Raw genomic sequence first — 16,737 nt, forward strand, 5'->3', positions numbered from 1 at the left:
TTAAGTGTAGCCACTTATCAACTTTTTCTCTATGATGCGACAATAATTAATTGTGAATTAGCGTACTGGTTAATGAGACAATGAAACATCAGTTTAAATTTAATCCTTTAGCAACAGCTATTTTGACACTCTTGTGTGGCGGCTCGATTCAATCCAGTTTCGCGGCACAAGCTGATGCTGTCTCTACGCTTGACAACAAACAGCTCAAAGCAGCCATTCGAAATCAAGGACAGCAAGACCAAGAAAGTTATCCTGGGGAACATTTTTTCCAGCAATATTATGTAGACAAATCTGCACCAGAAGCCCAATTGCGTGATAACCGCTATTTAAGCTCTTCTTTTTGCCAAGGGACTTGGGTAACACCAATTAATCCTGAAACAAAAGCGGGAGATGCGAGTACCACCACTTCAGTGATTACCGCTGACTATGGACACTACAATCCAGCGGGCGATTCAGTTCTGCAAGGCAATGTCGTCATCGATCAGGAAGGCCGTACTATTCGTGCCGATCAGGTCACTATTGACTCAACACAAACGCATGCCAATGCCGAGGGTCGAGTACAACTTGCTCAATCAGGTCTCCTCACCCAAAGTGATGCAATTGACTATAATTTAAAGACCCAGACTGGGGATTTAAACAATAGTTTCTATATCTCAGAACAACAACATGCACATGGTCATGCCACTCAGATCAAACGTGCCAACGAAAATCTGGTGATCTTTAAAGATGCAAGTTATACCGCATGTCCACCAGAACAAAAACCAGCATGGAAAATCCAGGCCAAAGAGATTGAGTTAAATCAGGATACAGGTCGTGGTGTCACACGCGGTACAAAATTCTATGTTAAAGATGTGCCCGTACTTGCCGTTCCGTATTTCAATTTCCCAATTGATGACCGCCGTACTACAGGTTTACTGAGTCCAAGCTTTGGCTATAGTAATGATGGTGGCGCACAACTTGCCGCACCAGTTTATCTAAACCTTGCACCGAATTACGATCTTACGCTCACACCAAGCTTTATGAGTAAACGTGGGGCGAAATTAGATGCTGAATTCCGCTACATGACCGAAAGCTTTGGTTCTGGTCGTATTTGGGGTGGTTATATTGCTCAAGATAATCAATATGACAATGAAGACCGTGAAGACCTCCACTTTCTTCATAACTGGAGAATCAATGATCAATGGTCGACCAATCTAGAATATAACTACGCATCAGATAAAGATTATTTTTCAGACTTTAATAACAACCCCAACACACGTACAGATCTAAATTTACGTCGTGCCTGGGAACTGAATTATGGTAATGGTATCCCTGGTCTTAGAGCTCAGTTAAAAGTCGAAGACTTCCAGACCTTGGATAAAACGATTAAAGATGCAGACAAACCTTATGCGCGATTGCCGCAATTCTTATTAAATTATGTCACTGGTGATCCACAAGGCCTCCAATATGAATTTAATAATGATACCGCATACTTCAAGAAATCAATTGAAGATGGTTCCGCACTTGAATCAAGTGGTACCCGTATCTATAACCAGTTTGCAGTTCGATATAATTATCTAACGCCATCATGGTTCTATGTCGTTCCGGAAGTTTCTGTTCGCAGTATTAATACTTTCTTCGATCAGGATTCAAAAGAAGGTCGCGGATTATCAGCTTCAGATGATTTAGAGAAATCAGTTGTCGTTCCACAATTCACTCTTGCTACTGGAATGACATTTGAAAAAGATGGTAAATACCTCCAAAGTATTTCTCCTCGTGCTTTCTATGCTTATTCACCATATAAAAAACAGGATGATCATCCAAACTTTGACTCTACTTCAGCATCAATTAATTACGATCAACTGTTTAACCCCTACCGTTTCTACGGGCATGACCGTTTAGATGACAATAACTTCCTATCACTTGGCGTGACGTATAGCCTTTTAGATACGGAAGGTTTAGAACGTATTAAAGCAAGTGTTGGACAAAGTTACTATTTCAGTGATCGTCGTGTAAGCTTAAATGAAAAACTAGATGAGTTTGATACACAACGCCGTACAGGCCCAATTGTAAGTCTATCTAGCCAGCTCAACCAGAATGTTACGATCAGTTCAAATGCTGCATGGATGTCAAACGGTGATAATGCACAGCGCGATTTCCAAGCCTACTATACAGGCGATAAAGGCAATCTCTATAACTTAGGCTATTTCTACCGCAAAGATATTCCTGATCGTCAAGACTCTTATGATCAAGTGGTTGCATCCTTTATACAACCTGTAAAAGACAATTGGCGTATTATGGGTCATGCTCAATACGACATCGACAACAATGTCATGCGCGAATATCTACTTGGCGTAAATTATGAATCTTGTTGTTGGGCTGTGTCAGTTTATGGCCGTTCTTACTATAACGATCTGGATGATCCAAATACTCCAGGAGTTCGTAAAAAGAATGCAGTTATGGCTGAATTCACGCTAAAAGGTCTTGGTGCTTTAAACAATAAGCTCGCTTCACTTCTGGAGAATAGAGTTTTAGGTTTCAACAAAATTAATCAATCTTGGACACAACGTTAATGAAGATAAAACCTTTTCAACATATCTTTAGAGCCACTGTTCTCGCTGCCCTAATTTCTTCATCAATGCAAAGCTTTGCTCAACCAACGGATGAGGTTGTTGCAATTGTGGATAGTAGTGTCATTCTTAAAAGTGATTTAGAACAAGGTGTTGCTGAAACAGAACACCAATTAAAAGCACAAAACAAAACTGTTCCACCGCAACAATACTTGCAAATGCAGGTTTTAGATCAACTGATTGTACGCCAAGCACAACTGGAACAGGTTAAGCGTTACGGCATTAAAGCCGATGAGAAAAGCTTGAATGCTGCCGTGCTAAAAGTTGCAAATCAATCAGGTGCAAACTCACTAGAAGCTTTTCAGCAAAAGCTAGATGCGATTGCACCTGGTACTTACGAAAACTTGCGTAACCGTGTTGCGGAAGATCTTGCAATTGGCCGTTTACGTCAACAACAAGTGATGTCACGCATTAAAATCAGTGACCATGATGTTGAAAACTTCCTGAAATCACCAGAAGGTCAAGCTGCACTGGGTACACAAGTTCATGTCATCCATATGCGTATCTCTGGTGATAATACCAATGATGTACAGCAAGTCGCTCAGCAGGTTAAACAATCACTCACTACCAGTGATGACCCTAAAGCGATTAGCAGCAAGTTTTCAACTGGTGCTGTAAAAGTAGATGGTCTTGATATGGGCTTCCGTTCATTATCAGAGATTCCAACAGAATTGGCAGCACGTATCACCCCACTTCAAGTGGGTCAAACAACCGAGCTAATCAATGTACGTGATGGAACACACGTATTAAAGTTGTTAGAACGTAAGCAAAATGAACAAAAAGCACTGGTTCCACAATACAAGACTCGCCATATTCTGATTCAACCTTCAGAAGTCGTAAGCTTAGATCGCGCCAAGCAAATGATTGATAGCCTCTACAATCGTGCTAAAGCGGGTGATGATTTCGCAACCTTGGCAGCTACTTATTCAAATGATACAGGCTCTGCACGTGATGGCGGTAGCTTAGGCTGGGTTAGCCCAGGTGTGATGGTGCCTGAGTTTGAAAAAGTAATGAAAGAGACACCTGTTGGTCAAGTTAGCCAACCCTTCCAAAGTCAATTCGGCTGGCACATTCTGCAAGTCACAGATACTCGCCAACAAGATATGACCAAAGAAGTGCAAGAACGTATGGCACGTCAAATCTTGGGCGAACGTCAGTTTGATACTGAAGTAGACAGCTGGATGCGTGAACTTCGCGCCAATGCTTATGTTGAAATCAAAGATGCCAACCTAGACTCTAAAGCTCAGCAAAAAAAGTAAGTTGAGCTTAAGTGAAGTGAAAATGTCAGCCACGTGCTGGCATTTTTATTGCCCAGAAAAATACAAATAAAAAATAGCGGCAATTGCCGCTATTTTTCTGCATTACAAATCAGTTATTTGTAACGATCAACCATTTTCTCTAAAGAAATTGGACGAATTTTGTCTGCATGACCTGCTGTACCGAATGCTTCGTAACGAGCAACACAGATTTCTTTCATTGCTTCAACAGTTTCACCAAAGAATTTACGTGGATCAAATTCACTTGGTTTTTCTGCCATCATACGACGCATTGCACCCGTAGAAGCCAAACGTAAATCGGTATCAATATTAATCTTACGCACACCATGTTTGATCGCTTCTACAAGCTGATCTACAGGCACACCATAAGTTTCTTTAATATCGCCACCGTACTGGTTAATCACAGCTAACCATTCTTGCGGTACAGAGCTTGAACCATGCATTACAAGATGCGTGTTTGGCAATGCAGCATGAATTTCCTTGATACGGTCAATTGCAAGAATATCGCCTGTAGGTGGACGAGTAAACTTATACGCACCGTGTGAAGTACCAACAGCAATTGCCAAAGCATCCACATTGGTATCAGCAACGAACTGAGTCGCTTCTTCAACAGAAGTTAGTAATTGAGAGTGATCAAGTACGCCTTCAGCGCCTACACCATCTTCTTCACCAGCCATACCAGTTTCAAGGCTACCTAAGCAACCAATCTCACCTTCAACTGAAACACCACAAGCATGCGCCATTGCAACCACGCGACGGGTGACATCAACGTTATAATCATAAGATGTTGGTGTCTTACCATCCGCACCCAATGAACCATCCATCATGACTGAGCTAAAGCCCAACTGGATCGAACGTTGGCAAACATCTGGACTTGTACCATGATCTTGGTGCATTACCACTGGAATATGTGGCCACTCTTCAATCGCAGCTAAAATAAGATGACGTAAGAAAGGTGCACCTGCATATTTACGCGCGCCAGCTGAAGCTTGCACGATCACAGGTGAATTTGTTGCATCCGCAGCGAGCATGATTGCACGCATTTGTTCTAAGTTGTTTACGTTAAACGCTGGTACGCCGTAGTTATATTCTGCAGCGTGATCCAAGAGCTGGCGCATTGAGATTAGAGCCATAATATCCTCCCAGGTAATGCGCCATATTCTACATGTTGATTTATTTCAATTCAGCAACTAATCACAGGAATTATAAAAAAATCTTTAATCTTTTGTGTAATTTGAGTAGCAAATCTTACTAAATAATAAAAAAGACCAAATCACAAAATAATTTGGTCTTTTTCTGAAAAACTTTCTCTGTCAGAAATCGCTTAAATCAAAGTAGTTTCAGATTTAGCAATAACCATCCAGACGCGTTAAAGGCAATTTCTTACCAATCGCTTTTTCAATTTCAGGCAAATAGAAAGCATCATCTTCCGATAAGAAGCTGATACTTACGCCCTGCGCACCTGCACGACCAGTACGACCAATACGATGTACATAGTCATCAGACTGTTCAGGTAAGGTAAAGTTAATAACATGCGAAACACCATCCACATGGATACCACGACCCGCAACATCAGTCGCGATCATAATATTGTTCTTACCTTGCTTAAATTGATCCAGCATCTTCAAACGTTTGTCTTGTGCAATTTCACCCGACAACATACCCACACGATAACCATCACGCTTTAAATGATCATACAAACGACGCACCTGATCACGACGATTCGCAAAGATCATCACCTTATCAATCGGTTCTTCGCGCAAAATCTCTTGCAATAGTTTGTATTTATCTTCTTTCGCAACCACATACACACGCTGTTCAACGTCATTATTGGTTTTTTGCTCAGGTTCAATTTCTACCGTAACCGGCTCAAATAACCATTGACGTGCAAGATTAAGAACATCATAGCTAAATGTTGCAGAGAACATTAAAGTTTGACGTTGCTCTTTAAATGGTGAAAAACGAACAATTCTCTTTACTGACGGGATAAAGCCCATATCAAGCAAGCGATCTGCTTCATCAATGACCAAGAATTCAATTTTATCTAACCAGACTTCTTTTTGCTCGACAAAATCAATTAGACGACCAGGAGTAGCCACAATAATATCGACAAAATTACGGTCTAACATTTTCTTTTGTTTTTCGAAATCTACGCCACCCAACAAAGTGACCAGATGTAAATTTGAAAATTTGGTTAATGCTTGTGCATCACTTTCGATCTGTAACGCTAACTCACGAGTTGGCGCTAAAATTAACGCACGTGGCTCACCACGAAAACGCTGTTCTTGAACTGGATTATTTAACAGATCATTGATCACGCTAATCAAAAAAGCAGCGGTTTTACCCGTACCCGTTTGCGCTCGACCAATGGCATCATGCCCTGCTAATGTATATTTTAAAACCTTTTGCTGAATTGGGGTCATTTTTGTAAAACCCAAAGCATCAATCGCTTTCTTCAACTGCGGATGTAAATTTAAGGTTTCAAAACCAGACGTCATATATGCTCTCGAACCATCAATGACCAAAAGAAAGTGGCTATTATAAACAAAAACGCCCCAAATTACATTGGAGCGTTTTTATATTGCGTTAAAGCAACAAATTAGTCTAAAGGCTGAACGTTTTCAGCCTGGAAACCTTTTTGTCCTTGAACAACACTGAATTCTACGCGTTGGCCGTCACGTAAAGAACGGTGGCCATCACCCATAATTGCGCGGAAATGAACGAATACGTCATCACCACCATTACGCTGAATAAAACCAAAGCCTTTAGTGTCGTTAAACCACTTTACTACGCCTTGTTCACGAGCTGTCATAAGTCAATCCTCAGATATTGAAAGATAAGGACCTTCCGGTGTTGCAAACAGCAGAGCCAACAAGGTTTTAAAATATTTATAATTTTAAAGCTTGTAATCATTCTGTAAAACTATCAACAATTTCCGGTTACATCCATTTGTTATAGGGTTTATTACATTAATATTGTATTAAACTCTTCCTAAAACGCATCGAGCTTAGCACGGGTTTATGACAATTAATAGGATTATTTTTAGTTATTTCCACATGTTCTATCAGGTTTTTTCAATAATTTAGCTGTTTTTTTAATGAAATTTTTATCATAAAAATTACGCCAAAATTTGTTAACATACGTTTGAATGGAACAATTTAAATGCTTATGACTGGTACACCAAATTCACCTGAAATTATTGATGCCTTGGGACAACCCTGCCCAATGCCCCTATTGATGTTAAAGCGCGCTTTAAAAAAAGCAGACCGTCCAATACAGTTTTTATTGAAATCATCAGATCCACACAGTGAAATTGATGTAACACGATATTGCCAAATTCAGCAACTTCAGTGCCAGACACAAAAAATTTCAGACAATGAATTTCACTATTTAATTGAATCTATGTGATTCTTTGCTAAACTCTTGGTAAAGATAAAATAGTTAACTTTACATTTCTATACTCAAATTTCCTTAGTGATGAAGAACATTCGCATTAAGATGAAATTGTTGACTCAAATACCATCCTATAAGGAGACTCCATGACTACTGACAGCAGCAATCAATTGATGCCCCTGTCATTGTCTGCGCCAGGCGTAAACCTTGGTGCATATATCAGTACTGTCAATCAAATTCCAATTTTAACGGCCGAGCAGGAAAAAGAACTTGCTGAGCGTTATTATTATGACCAAGACCTTGATGCTGCCAAACTTTTGGTAATGTCACACCTCCGCTTTGTCGTACATATTGCACGTAGCTATGCAGGTTACGGATTACCACAAGGTGATCTCATCCAAGAAGGTAACCTCGGGTTAATGAAAGCGGTTAAGCGCTTTGATCCGAATATGGGCGTTCGCTTAGTTTCTTTTGCAGTGCACTGGATCAAAGCTGAAATTCATGAATATGTGATACGTAACTGGCGTATAGTTAAAATCGCGACCACCAAGGCACAACGTAAATTATTCTTCAATTTGCGTAGCCTCAAGAAATCAAGTAAACGATTGACGCTAGAAGAAGCAAAATCGATTGCTAATGATTTAAATGTAACACCTGAGCAGGTGTTAGAAATGGAAGGTCGTTTAACCGCTTATGATGCTGCTTTTGAAGCGCAAGGCGATGATGATGACGATACACCACATACTGCTCCAGCGCTGTATTTAGAAGATAATCGTTACGATCCAGCACGTCTAGTTGAAGAAGAAGACTACGAAGAGCAAAGTACTTCTGCTTTACACGAGGCAATGGATCAGCTTGATGACCGTTCGCGTAATATTTTGCAACGTCGCTGGTTAGATGATGACAAGTCAACTTTACATGAGTTGGCGGCTGAATATAATGTTTCTGCTGAGCGTATCCGCCAGTTAGAAAAGAATGCAATGGAAAAAATCAAAACCGCTATGTCAGCGAGTTAAGATTAAATCAAACACAAGGGCTTTCATGCCCTTTTGTTTTATCTGGCTTTGTTTAAACATCCGAATATGTTAACTTTGTTCATCAAGTTTCTTGTTCCATTCTCATTATGTGGATAGCAATCTCAGCGCTTAATCTTGCGCTTGCAGTCATGGTCGGCGCTTTCGGTGCACATGGTCTTAAATCTTTTGCTACACCAGAGCAGCTCGCTTGGTGGAGTACAGCAACCCAGTACTTTTTCTATCATGCGCTGGGCTTACTGATTTTAGGTGTCCTACATAAAACCACGCCAACTTTCTCTATAAAAATTCCTTATATTTTGATCCAAATTGGCATCATCTTTTTCTGTGGTTCGTTGTACATTATGGCGCTTGGTCTACCGAGAATCTTAGGTGCAATCACCCCTATTGGCGGCGCATTTATGATTGCGGGCTGGGTAATGCTCGCATGGCAAGCGATTAGGCATGCAAAATAAGGATTTATCATGCACATCTATTTAAATGGCGAGTCAACAGACACGTCTTGTGAAAATCTACAGCAACTCATTCAAAGCTTGACGCTTGAAGGTAAACGCTTCGCTGTAGAGAAGAACCAACAGATTATTCCGAAAAGTAGACTTGAGCAGACTTTAATTGCTCCTGAAGATCGTATTGAAATTATTCAAGCTGTTGGTGGCGGCTAATTGGCTAAAAATGGAGTAAGCCCATGCAAGATTCCCCTTTAATTATTGGTTCACGTACATTTCAATCACGTTTATTGGTCGGAACTGGTAAATATAAAGATTTAAATGAAACCGATTTAGCCATTCAAGCAAGTGGTGCAGAAATTGTCACCGTTGCGATTCGTCGTGTAAATATCGGTCAGCATGCCGATCAACCCAATCTACTTTCAGTGATTCCACCTGAGAAATACACGATTTTGCCCAATACCGCAGGTTGCTTCGATGCAGATAGTGCGATTCGCACTTGTATGCTGGCACGTGAGCTACTTGATGGTCATAATCTGGTGAAATTAGAAGTACTCGGTGACGAAAAAACCTTATATCCAAATGTCACTGCAACCCTAAAAGCTGCGCAAACATTGATTGATGATGGTTTCGAAATCATGGTGTATACCTCGGACGACCCGATTGTTGCACAAGAACTTGAAAGCATGGGCTGTGTTGCAATTATGCCTTTGGGTAGCTTGATTGGTTCAGGTCTTGGTATTTTGAATCCTCATACCATTTCCATCATTAAAGAAAATGCTAAAGTGCCTGTCTTGGTAGATGCGGGTGTTGGTACAGCCAGTGACGCTGCTATCGCAATGGAACTCGGTTGTGACGGCGTTCTTATGAATACGGCGATTGCTGCCGCTCAAAATCCAATTTTGATGGCTTCTGCCATGAAAAAAGCAGTTGAAGCAGGTCGTGAAGCGTTTTTAGCAGGTCGTATGCCACGTAAGCGTATGGCGAATGCAAGCTCACCTGAGACAGGGTATTTCTTTAAGTAAGATGAAATATTCATATTAAAGGGAGCTTTTGGGCTCCCTTTTTTTTCATACAATGATGATTTATCTTGATTCCAAATTAATGAGATGAACAACATGCTCATTTGATCGTAAAGCAAGGTCACTTAAGACATCTGGCTTTAGCAGTTTGATCTCATTCTTTGGCATCCATGAAATCACCTGAGCTTCAGTTGCATCATCAAGATAAAAAGCTTTGGTTTGGATCTGACCTTTATAAATATAAAGAAATTCATGAAAATGCTGTCCTACGACAGGATCATAGAAAAAATTCTCAACAATCGCAAAAAGCACAGGCGAATTAAAATACTCTCCTGTTTCTTCAAGCACTTCTCGTTGAATCCCCTCTAGAGTAGTTTCTGAAAATTTTAATCGACCACCGACTAAAGAAATACTTCCATCAGGAAACGTAGAAACCAAAATCTGATCTTCGTGTTCTATCCAAGCAGCCACACGGATATTAAGCTTTCCCTCTGCTATCTCTAATGTTAAATCTTTCATTTATCACTCAATGAATTCGTTTTTAATAATCTACTATATTCTTTAAATTGCTTTTAGCGCGTTGCTCAAAATTCTGTTGAAAATATTCCGTTTGATACAGTGGTTCTGCTTGATAAAAGTGCGCTAAAACTTCTTTTCTTTTAAGGGAGTAAATCTCAGAATCTACCCAAGCATACTCTTTTTGAATCTGTTGTTCATATTCTGCAAAACGCGCTGGAGATGCAGCCAAGATCGCTAAATCAATATCCAGTAAAAATTGCAAATCCAACTCATCAGTCGATTCGTGCTTTTGCGTCGCAACAATCCATCGCTTTATCTTTTGAACATCATCTGCTGATAAATCATGAGCTACATATTGCTCAAATAGATCTGCACTCTTCAATTCATTATCTTTTGCTTGCGGATCATAAACCGTATCATGGAACCAAAGTGCCAATACAACAGCATTTGTATCATTCAAATTGGCTCGAATCGATTCAAGCAACACCAAACATTCGTACAAATGCTGGACTCTATGATAAGAGCGCTGCTTTTCACTATAGGCAGCAATCAACTTATTAAAAATTTTCTGCGGTTCAGAAAAATGATAATGCTGATGCAGCTCAAACCATGATTTTTCTAATACGGCTAAATATTGCTGCATTGCCAATTCTCACTGAATTGCTTTATTAAGCCATTTTGCTAAAGATTCAGCATCTTTTCGCTCAAGAAAAAGCTGATACAAAGTGCAGGAACCAAACTCATGTTTTAGTTCCTGCTGGCGTATGGGATGATTACCAAATCGAAATCGTCGAGTACCATCCGTATCTAATGGTAGTGCGTACACTCCATAACTGCGAGGTTCTGTTAAATGCCCTTTAACACAAACTTGATCAGACGATATTGCATACTTTAATAAATGCTTTTTGGTTAACATCCCACCCTGCCCAAGGCAAACTTACGCTGCGTGTTGCTCATCTCGCTTAAAGACCAATTCTTTATTCGATGAACTTTCAGCATCAAAGTAATAACCTTCACTATCAAATGCTTTTAATTGTTCTACTTGGCTTAATTTATTTTCAATCAAGTATCTTGCCATCAGACCACGCGCTTTTTTCGCATAGAAGCTAATGACTTTATATTTCCCGTTCTTCTGATCCAGGAATACTGGCTTAACAATTTCCGCCTGAATATTCTTTTCATTCACAGATTTATAATATTCGTCAGAGGCTAAATTTACCAATACTTTCGAATTAATTTCAGCTAAGTCTTGATTAATTTGATCCGTAATAATGCTGCCCCAGAACTCATACAGATTATGACCACGGGTATTTTTTAATTTAGTTCCCATTTCCAAACGGTACGGCATCATCAAATCCAAAGGACGCAGTAAGCCATAAAGACCAGACAACATACGCAAATGCTGCTGGGCAAAATCAATATCTTGGTCTTTTAAGTGATAAGCATCTAAACCAGTATACACATCCCCTTTAAAAGCAAACATCGCTTGGCGTGCATTGGAAAAATCAAAATCAGCATTCCAGTCACGGAAACGCTCTACATTTAAGTTGGCAATTTTCTCGCTTACCGTCATTAACGACGCGATTTCAGTGGCCGAAAGCTTACGACATACATCAATCAACTGTTGTGATTGTGCCAACAAACGTGGTTGAGTATATGTATCTGTAGGAAGTGCAGTTGTGTAATCAAGTGTTTTGGCAGGAGAAATTAAAGCAAGCATAATCAATCAAACATAAATTTATCTTGATGAAACTATAACAGTTGATAATTTTTAATGCCAATATGCTTTAGCTCAAACCTAAGCCTAATAGGGATGAAAAACCATAATTCTTTGTGATTATTAATATATTAAAATGAGAAATTGATTTTTATCAATTGAGATTAAACATAATTAACCTCAACTGATAACATGTTATTTTTCAATAGAAAAAGCCATGATCCACACTAATTCCATCCTTCATTTATCTATCTACTTAAAAGTTATTCATTCTCTCTAGCTCACGAATTAAACCAGAATGGTCCAGTTCCCCATCCCCAGCTACGATCATATTTTTAAATAGTTGATTAACCAATTCTGCAATCGGTAAATTTAACTCTAATGATTTAGCATAGCTAATTGCTGTATTTATATCTTTATGTTGGTTTAGTGCAGTACCTCCAGGTTTAAAATTTCGATTTAACATACGTTCCCCATGTTGCTGTAAAATTGGAGAGTCCGCAAAACCACCTGTTAATGCTTGCTTTAGTTTTACTAGGTCAGCCCCAGCCTTGCTCGCGAGCAATAGGCCTTCGCTCACAGTGGCGATAGTAGTAGCAACAATCATCTGATTGACCAATTTAGAAAGTTCCCCACAACCAGCTCCACCGACTAGAACTGGCTGGCCCATCGCAGATAAAACATTTTCAGCCTGTTCAAAGGTTGAAAGCTCACCACCTGCCATAATCGCTAAACTTGCATTTTGGGCACCTTTTTCTCCTCCAGAAACTGGTGCATCTAAATATTTAAGTGCGAGTTCTTTACATTTTTCACTTTGCGCTTTTGCAACCTCAACTGGTATTGAACTCATAACTATGACTGTACTCTCAGGTTTTAGCTGTGAAACTGCCCCAGACTCTTTGAACAAAACCTCATCACATGTTTTTCCATCGCTGAGCATACAAATCAGAAAGTCTACATCTTTTCCAACGTCTTCAAGTTCACTGCAAACATAGGCACCTGCTTCTTTTAAAATATCTGCTTTAGAAGGTGTTCTATTCCAGACCTGAACTTGATGGCCAGCTTTTAATAAATTCCTGACCATTGGTATGCCCATTATGCCTGTACCAACAAATCCAATAGATGCCATTATTTCATCTCCGTAGCAGTGCGTACTTTAAGTTGTTGCTGTTCAACTTTTACTATGCCATTCGATTTTAACTTTGCTAATAACAGTAATCCTAAACCGCCCATGGCAACAAACCCAGCAATGGCGAGGAATGCCACTGTATAAGTTCCCGTCGTTGTATATAAATATCCAGTTAGATATGGACCAGTAAAACCACTTAAATTACCTACAGAGTTTATTAATCCAATTCCAGCTGCGGCGCCTACACCTGTTAAAGTTTGCCCAGGAATAGTCCAAAAAATGTTAATTGCACTAAAAACACCAATCGCAAGCAGAATAAAACCGACAATAATTGCCCAGGGTTGATTCACAATTAAGGCAATCGCAATTGCAGAAGCCGCCATAAGTGCAGCACAAGCACCGTGTTTATAACGCTCTTGTTTACGGTCAGAACGACGACTCCATAGAACCATACCTACTGCTGCAAATGCGTATGGAATTGCTGTCAATAAACCATTTTGAATAAGACTGATTTCCATACCAAAGGTATTACGGAATGACTCTAATACACTTGGCAAGAAGAAAAACATCGCGTTTGAACCAGAAGTTATTCCAAAATAAACAATTGCCATGATCCAAACTAATGGATTTTTAAACACTTGTTTAATCATTTGCCCTTTTGTTAAAGCAGCGTCAGTGGATTGCACTTTTTCTTTTTCTTCACGCTCTAACGTAGTCATTAACCATTGACGCTGTTCAACCGTTAGCCATTGTGCTTCTTTAGGATTATTGGTTAAATATTTTAGACAAACTACCCCTAATATGATTGAAGGAATCCCCTCTAAAACATACATCAAACGCCAGCCTTCATAGCCAATGCTATTGCCCCATTGCATGAGACCTACGGAAATTGGTGCTCCAATAATTTGCGCTATCGGTAGTCCTAAGTAGAACGATGCAAACACACGTGCACGATATTTTGCGGGAAACCACAAAGTTAAATAAAAAATAACGCCTGGAAAGAAACCTGCTTCTGCAATACCGAGTAAAAACCGTAAAACAATAAACTGCGTACCGTTTTGGATAAATCCCATAAGTGCTGCAATGATTCCCCAAGTAATCATAATTCGGGCAATCCAGATTCGTGCTCCAAAGCGATGAAGTAAAATATTACTCGGTACTTCCGCAATAAAATAACCTAGGAAAAATATGCCTGCACCTAAACCAAAAATAGTTTGAGTAATTCCAATTGCATCATTCATGTGTAGCGCAGCAAAACCAATATTGGTTCTGTCTAGAAATGCCATAATGAATAAAATAATAAGAAACGGGATAATCCGACTAGAAACACGTTTAATTGTCTGCTCTTCAAGAGCAGTTACATTTTTTATATCTTCCATAATAATTCTCACATCAATTGGCGATCACTGCCATTAATTTTTAGTATCTTCGATATGTGCCTGAATCACGCTTTCAAAATTTTCATCTGCCTGAAAACCTAAAGATTCAGCATATTCAGCTTTCACTTGGACAGGCCAACTTTTAACAATACGTTGAATGGTTTTATCTTCTTGCCATTGCACTAAGTCAGTTGCTTGCTTACCTGCAACTTTTTCAAGTGCCTCAAGCATTTCTTTAACCGTGACTGTTAATCCCGGTAGAGAAATAATTCGGTTATCTTGAAGTACATCTGAAGAAATTGATGCCGCTTTAATCATTGATTCAACACAACGTCGCGGTGAAGTAACAAAGACTGGAGTATCTGAAGGTACTGGGCAAACGGCCTTTTCACCTTTTAACGGTTCACGGATGATTGAACTAAAAAATGTCGATGCCGCTTTATTTGGTTTCCCTGGACGAACCACAATAGTCGGTAACCTTAAAATACGACCATCAATAAAGCCTTTTCTTGAGTAATCTGAGACTAGCAATTCTCCTACTGCTTTTTGCATGCCATAAGAAGATTTTGGTGTAACCACTGTCTCATCTGTAACAACTTCTGGTAATTGACCACCAAATACAGCACAGCCGCTAGCAAAAATGACCCGAGGTGTGGTTTGTTTCTTTCTTAATTCTTCTAATAAATTTAAGAGTCCATACAAATTAACATCCATACCTAAATCAAAATCGGCCTCCGCTGCTGAGCTCACCACAGCGGCTAAATGCCAAACGACATCAATATTTTCTGTAATATGAGCAACTGTAGTTTTATCGGTAATATCACCGACAATCACTTCAACTCTTGAATCTTGTGGCAAATCATCGCCAGCAAACGCATCAAATAGAATAATTTTATTGATAGATTTAGGTTGATTGTTATCCAAATTCAAACTGCCAATTTTTAAAATCTCCTTGGCAATTTGTTTTCCAATAAAACCCGTTCCACCAGTGATTAGCACATTCATACAGGGATCCTTTCCTAGTTTTTATTCACTTAAAAACTTTTGTAATTGTCGTGAATTAAACGATAAGGAGTCCTTTCAATAATTTCCAATGAATAATTTCTAAATATTGATAACTTTTTAATATCACTTTTTTGTTAAGAATCGAATTTGGGAAAATATGATTTTTCTTATAATTATTTAATTTAAAAGCCCTAAATATGTTTATGATTTAAGGCTTGTTAATACTTTATTTATGTTTTTCATTTTTCAGTAAAATATTAATGAAAGCTGCAGCAATATCAGAAACAGGCTCATCTTTACGCGTCAAAATTCCGTAATCCTGTGCATCTAAAATTAAATCTGTTTCTAAAATCTGCAAATGGCCTTCTTTCACCTGATCAATCACCATTGCTTCTGGCAACATTCCAACCATAGGTGCACCTTTTAAGATCTGCAAAAAGGTTTGCATTGACATAGTATTAACGGTATTGGAAGGAATCTTTACTTTTGCTCGAGCAAATGCACCTTCCATACGTTCACGAATTGGTGTGCCTTTGGGATAGAGTAACCATGGCCAATTTAATAATTCCTCTAATGTACAATTTATTTTCTTAGCACATGGATGGGCACTGTTTACAACAATACAAAATGGCTCTGGACCTAAAGGTTGGAAATCGAAAAACTGACTTTGCGTCACATCAGTAAAACGGCCTATAGCTAAATCTAAAGTATGCTCACTTAACATTTCCATTAAATGATCACTGGTTTGTTCAACAACATCGATGGAAAGCAGCGGCCATTGTTTCTTAATCTCAATAATTGAGTTTGGAATTACCACTGCGGTTGCTGCAAAGATACCGCCCACTTTTAAAAAACCGTGACCACCTAATCTTAAAATTTCAATGTCTTCGACAAAATGCTTTGCATCGTTTAATACACGCTGCGCATATCGAATCACGTGCTCGCCTAAAGCAGTGACTGGCATATTTCGAGGTAATCGTTCAAAAACAGGAAAGCCCAGTAAACCTTCTATTTCCTTTAGCATTTTACTCACCGCAGGCTGACTTAGATTCATCTGCTCGGCAGCCAAATGCATGTTATTGGTCCTTGCCAAAGTTTCTAATAACACCAAATGTTTAAATTTCAACCAATTATTCAGGCTTGCGTAAGTCAAATCTGCCATTTTCAAAAATCCTTTTCGATAACTTTTCGTTATTAATAATTAAAT

Annotated in this window: 18 protein-coding genes; 7 read left to right on the plus strand and 11 right to left on the minus strand. The window is 39.2% G+C overall.

The genetic code is table 11. The annotated features are described in order from the left end of the window. Positions 1-80 precede the first annotated feature (80 nt). Both PJ15_RS03250 and PJ15_RS03255 read left to right on the plus strand, forming a co-directional pair. A complete protein-coding gene (locus PJ15_RS03250) occupies positions 81-2,552 on the plus strand; it encodes an LPS-assembly protein LptD (protein WP_047427919.1) in 2,472 nt (823 codons plus the stop codon). Beyond that, positions 2,552-3,868: a peptidylprolyl isomerase gene (locus tag PJ15_RS03255; RefSeq protein WP_005257935.1), complete on the plus strand. Its 1,317-nt coding sequence runs from the start codon at positions 2,552-2,554 to the stop codon at positions 3,866-3,868. Before PJ15_RS03250 ends, PJ15_RS03255 begins: the two co-directional genes overlap by 1 nt. A 113-nt stretch (positions 3,869-3,981) precedes the next feature. Here the strand turns inward: PJ15_RS03255 and fba are convergent, their stop codons facing one another. The 3 genes from fba to PJ15_RS03270 all read right to left on the minus strand — a co-directional run bounded on the left by fba (position 3,982) and on the right by PJ15_RS03270 (position 6,698). Then, positions 3,982-5,019, minus strand: coding sequence for a class II fructose-bisphosphate aldolase (fba, locus tag PJ15_RS03260; RefSeq protein ID WP_004772540.1), 1,038 nt, complete (start codon positions 5,017-5,019; stop codon positions 3,982-3,984). A 213-nt stretch (positions 5,020-5,232) separates the two neighbouring features. Then, complete coding sequence (gene rhlB, locus PJ15_RS03265; protein ID WP_005257937.1) at positions 5,233-6,384, minus strand: ATP-dependent RNA helicase RhlB; 1,152 nt, start codon at positions 6,382-6,384, stop codon at positions 5,233-5,235. A 101-nt stretch (positions 6,385-6,485) separates the two neighbouring features. Beyond that, positions 6,486-6,698: a cold-shock protein gene (locus PJ15_RS03270; RefSeq protein WP_004653893.1), complete on the minus strand. Its 213-nt coding sequence runs from the start codon at positions 6,696-6,698 to the stop codon at positions 6,486-6,488. A 356-nt stretch (positions 6,699-7,054) separates the two neighbouring features. On the opposite strand from PJ15_RS03270, the gene PJ15_RS03275 reads away from it, so the two are divergent. The 5 genes from PJ15_RS03275 to PJ15_RS03295 all read left to right on the plus strand — a co-directional run bounded on the left by PJ15_RS03275 (position 7,055) and on the right by PJ15_RS03295 (position 9,784). Then, positions 7,055-7,294 carry a sulfurtransferase TusA family protein gene (locus PJ15_RS03275; RefSeq protein WP_047429137.1) on the plus strand — a complete coding sequence of 80 codons (240 nt, stop codon included), beginning with the start codon at positions 7,055-7,057 and terminating at the stop codon, positions 7,292-7,294. A gap of 131 nt (positions 7,295-7,425) precedes the next feature. After that, positions 7,426-8,295, plus strand: coding sequence for an RNA polymerase sigma factor RpoH (gene rpoH, locus PJ15_RS03280; RefSeq protein WP_004772546.1), 870 nt, complete (start codon positions 7,426-7,428; stop codon positions 8,293-8,295). 107 nt (positions 8,296-8,402) lie between these two features. Continuing rightward, on the plus strand, positions 8,403-8,768 hold the full coding sequence (locus PJ15_RS03285) for a DUF423 domain-containing protein (protein WP_047427949.1): 366 nt from the start codon (positions 8,403-8,405) through the stop codon (positions 8,766-8,768). A gap of 9 nt (positions 8,769-8,777) precedes the next feature. Beyond that, positions 8,778-8,975 (plus strand): sulfur carrier protein ThiS, encoded by a 198-nt coding sequence (gene thiS / locus PJ15_RS03290; RefSeq protein ID WP_005286303.1) that lies wholly within the window; start codon positions 8,778-8,780, stop codon positions 8,973-8,975. Positions 8,976-8,998: 23 nt separating this feature from the next. Beyond that, positions 8,999-9,784, plus strand: coding sequence for a thiazole synthase (locus tag PJ15_RS03295; RefSeq protein ID WP_004639328.1), 786 nt, complete (start codon positions 8,999-9,001; stop codon positions 9,782-9,784). Positions 9,785-9,844: 60 nt separating this feature from the next. On the opposite strand, the gene PJ15_RS03300 is transcribed toward PJ15_RS03295, so the two are convergent. From PJ15_RS03300 to PJ15_RS03335, 8 genes are all read right to left on the minus strand, one after another. Beyond that, on the minus strand, positions 9,845-10,300 hold the full coding sequence (locus PJ15_RS03300; protein WP_047427957.1) for an NUDIX domain-containing protein: 456 nt from the start codon (positions 10,298-10,300) through the stop codon (positions 9,845-9,847). Positions 10,301-10,322: 22 nt separating this feature from the next. Next, entirely contained in the window at positions 10,323-10,943 is a 621-nt protein-coding gene (locus tag PJ15_RS03305; protein ID WP_047427960.1) for a metal-dependent hydrolase, read from the minus strand. Positions 10,944-10,952: 9 nt separating this feature from the next. Further along, positions 10,953-11,216, minus strand: coding sequence for a hypothetical protein (locus PJ15_RS03310; protein WP_047427963.1), 264 nt, complete (start codon positions 11,214-11,216; stop codon positions 10,953-10,955). A 21-nt stretch (positions 11,217-11,237) separates the two neighbouring features. Beyond that, entirely contained in the window at positions 11,238-12,020 is a 783-nt protein-coding gene (yaaA, locus tag PJ15_RS03315) for a peroxide stress protein YaaA (protein ID WP_047427965.1), read from the minus strand. A 253-nt stretch (positions 12,021-12,273) separates the two neighbouring features. Continuing rightward, complete coding sequence (locus PJ15_RS03320; RefSeq protein WP_047427968.1) at positions 12,274-13,146, minus strand: NAD(P)-dependent oxidoreductase; 873 nt, start codon at positions 13,144-13,146, stop codon at positions 12,274-12,276. Beyond that, positions 13,146-14,525: an MFS transporter gene (locus PJ15_RS03325; protein WP_047427971.1), complete on the minus strand. Its 1,380-nt coding sequence runs from the start codon at positions 14,523-14,525 to the stop codon at positions 13,146-13,148. Before PJ15_RS03325 ends, PJ15_RS03320 begins: the two co-directional genes overlap by 1 nt. Before the next feature lie 33 nt (positions 14,526-14,558). Further along, positions 14,559-15,530, minus strand: a complete 972-nt coding sequence (gene denD, locus PJ15_RS03330; protein ID WP_047427974.1) for a D-erythronate dehydrogenase — start codon at positions 15,528-15,530, stop codon at positions 14,559-14,561. 226 nt (positions 15,531-15,756) lie between these two features. Beyond that, positions 15,757-16,692, minus strand: a complete 936-nt coding sequence (locus PJ15_RS03335; RefSeq protein ID WP_005257947.1) for a LysR family transcriptional regulator — start codon at positions 16,690-16,692, stop codon at positions 15,757-15,759. Positions 16,693-16,737 lie beyond the last annotated feature (45 nt).

Source organism: Acinetobacter sp. neg1, assembly GCF_000788125.1.
Lineage (GTDB): Bacteria > Pseudomonadota > Gammaproteobacteria > Pseudomonadales > Moraxellaceae > Acinetobacter > Acinetobacter vivianii.

Excerpts from the sequence above, each read along its gene's own strand:
- PJ15_RS03250 (WP_047427919.1), top strand. The coding sequence starts at position 81 with ATGAAACATCAGTTTAAATTTAATCCTTTAGCAACAGCTATTTTGACA.
- PJ15_RS03255 (WP_005257935.1), top strand. The coding sequence starts at position 2,552 with ATGAAGATAAAACCTTTTCAACATATCTTTAGAGCCACTGTTCTCGCT.
- fba (WP_004772540.1), bottom strand. The coding sequence starts at position 5,019 with ATGGCTCTAATCTCAATGCGCCAGCTCTTGGATCACGCTGCAGAATAT.
- rhlB (WP_005257937.1), bottom strand. The coding sequence starts at position 6,384 with ATGACGTCTGGTTTTGAAACCTTAAATTTACATCCGCAGTTGAAGAAA.
- PJ15_RS03270 (WP_004653893.1), bottom strand. The coding sequence starts at position 6,698 with ATGACAGCTCGTGAACAAGGCGTAGTAAAGTGGTTTAACGACACTAAA.
- PJ15_RS03275 (WP_047429137.1), top strand. The coding sequence starts at position 7,055 with ATGACTGGTACACCAAATTCACCTGAAATTATTGATGCCTTGGGACAA.
- rpoH (WP_004772546.1), top strand. The coding sequence starts at position 7,426 with ATGACTACTGACAGCAGCAATCAATTGATGCCCCTGTCATTGTCTGCG.
- PJ15_RS03285 (WP_047427949.1), top strand. The coding sequence starts at position 8,403 with ATGTGGATAGCAATCTCAGCGCTTAATCTTGCGCTTGCAGTCATGGTC.
- thiS (WP_005286303.1), top strand. The coding sequence starts at position 8,778 with ATGCACATCTATTTAAATGGCGAGTCAACAGACACGTCTTGTGAAAAT.
- PJ15_RS03295 (WP_004639328.1), top strand. The coding sequence starts at position 8,999 with ATGCAAGATTCCCCTTTAATTATTGGTTCACGTACATTTCAATCACGT.
- PJ15_RS03300 (WP_047427957.1), bottom strand. The coding sequence starts at position 10,300 with ATGAAAGATTTAACATTAGAGATAGCAGAGGGAAAGCTTAATATCCGT.
- PJ15_RS03305 (WP_047427960.1), bottom strand. The coding sequence starts at position 10,943 with ATGCAGCAATATTTAGCCGTATTAGAAAAATCATGGTTTGAGCTGCAT.
- PJ15_RS03310 (WP_047427963.1), bottom strand. The coding sequence starts at position 11,216 with ATGTTAACCAAAAAGCATTTATTAAAGTATGCAATATCGTCTGATCAA.
- yaaA (WP_047427965.1), bottom strand. The coding sequence starts at position 12,020 with ATGCTTGCTTTAATTTCTCCTGCCAAAACACTTGATTACACAACTGCA.
- PJ15_RS03320 (WP_047427968.1), bottom strand. The coding sequence starts at position 13,146 with ATGGCATCTATTGGATTTGTTGGTACAGGCATAATGGGCATACCAATG.
- PJ15_RS03325 (WP_047427971.1), bottom strand. The coding sequence starts at position 14,525 with ATGGAAGATATAAAAAATGTAACTGCTCTTGAAGAGCAGACAATTAAA.
- denD (WP_047427974.1), bottom strand. The coding sequence starts at position 15,530 with ATGAATGTGCTAATCACTGGTGGAACGGGTTTTATTGGAAAACAAATT.
- PJ15_RS03335 (WP_005257947.1), bottom strand. The coding sequence starts at position 16,692 with ATGGCAGATTTGACTTACGCAAGCCTGAATAATTGGTTGAAATTTAAA.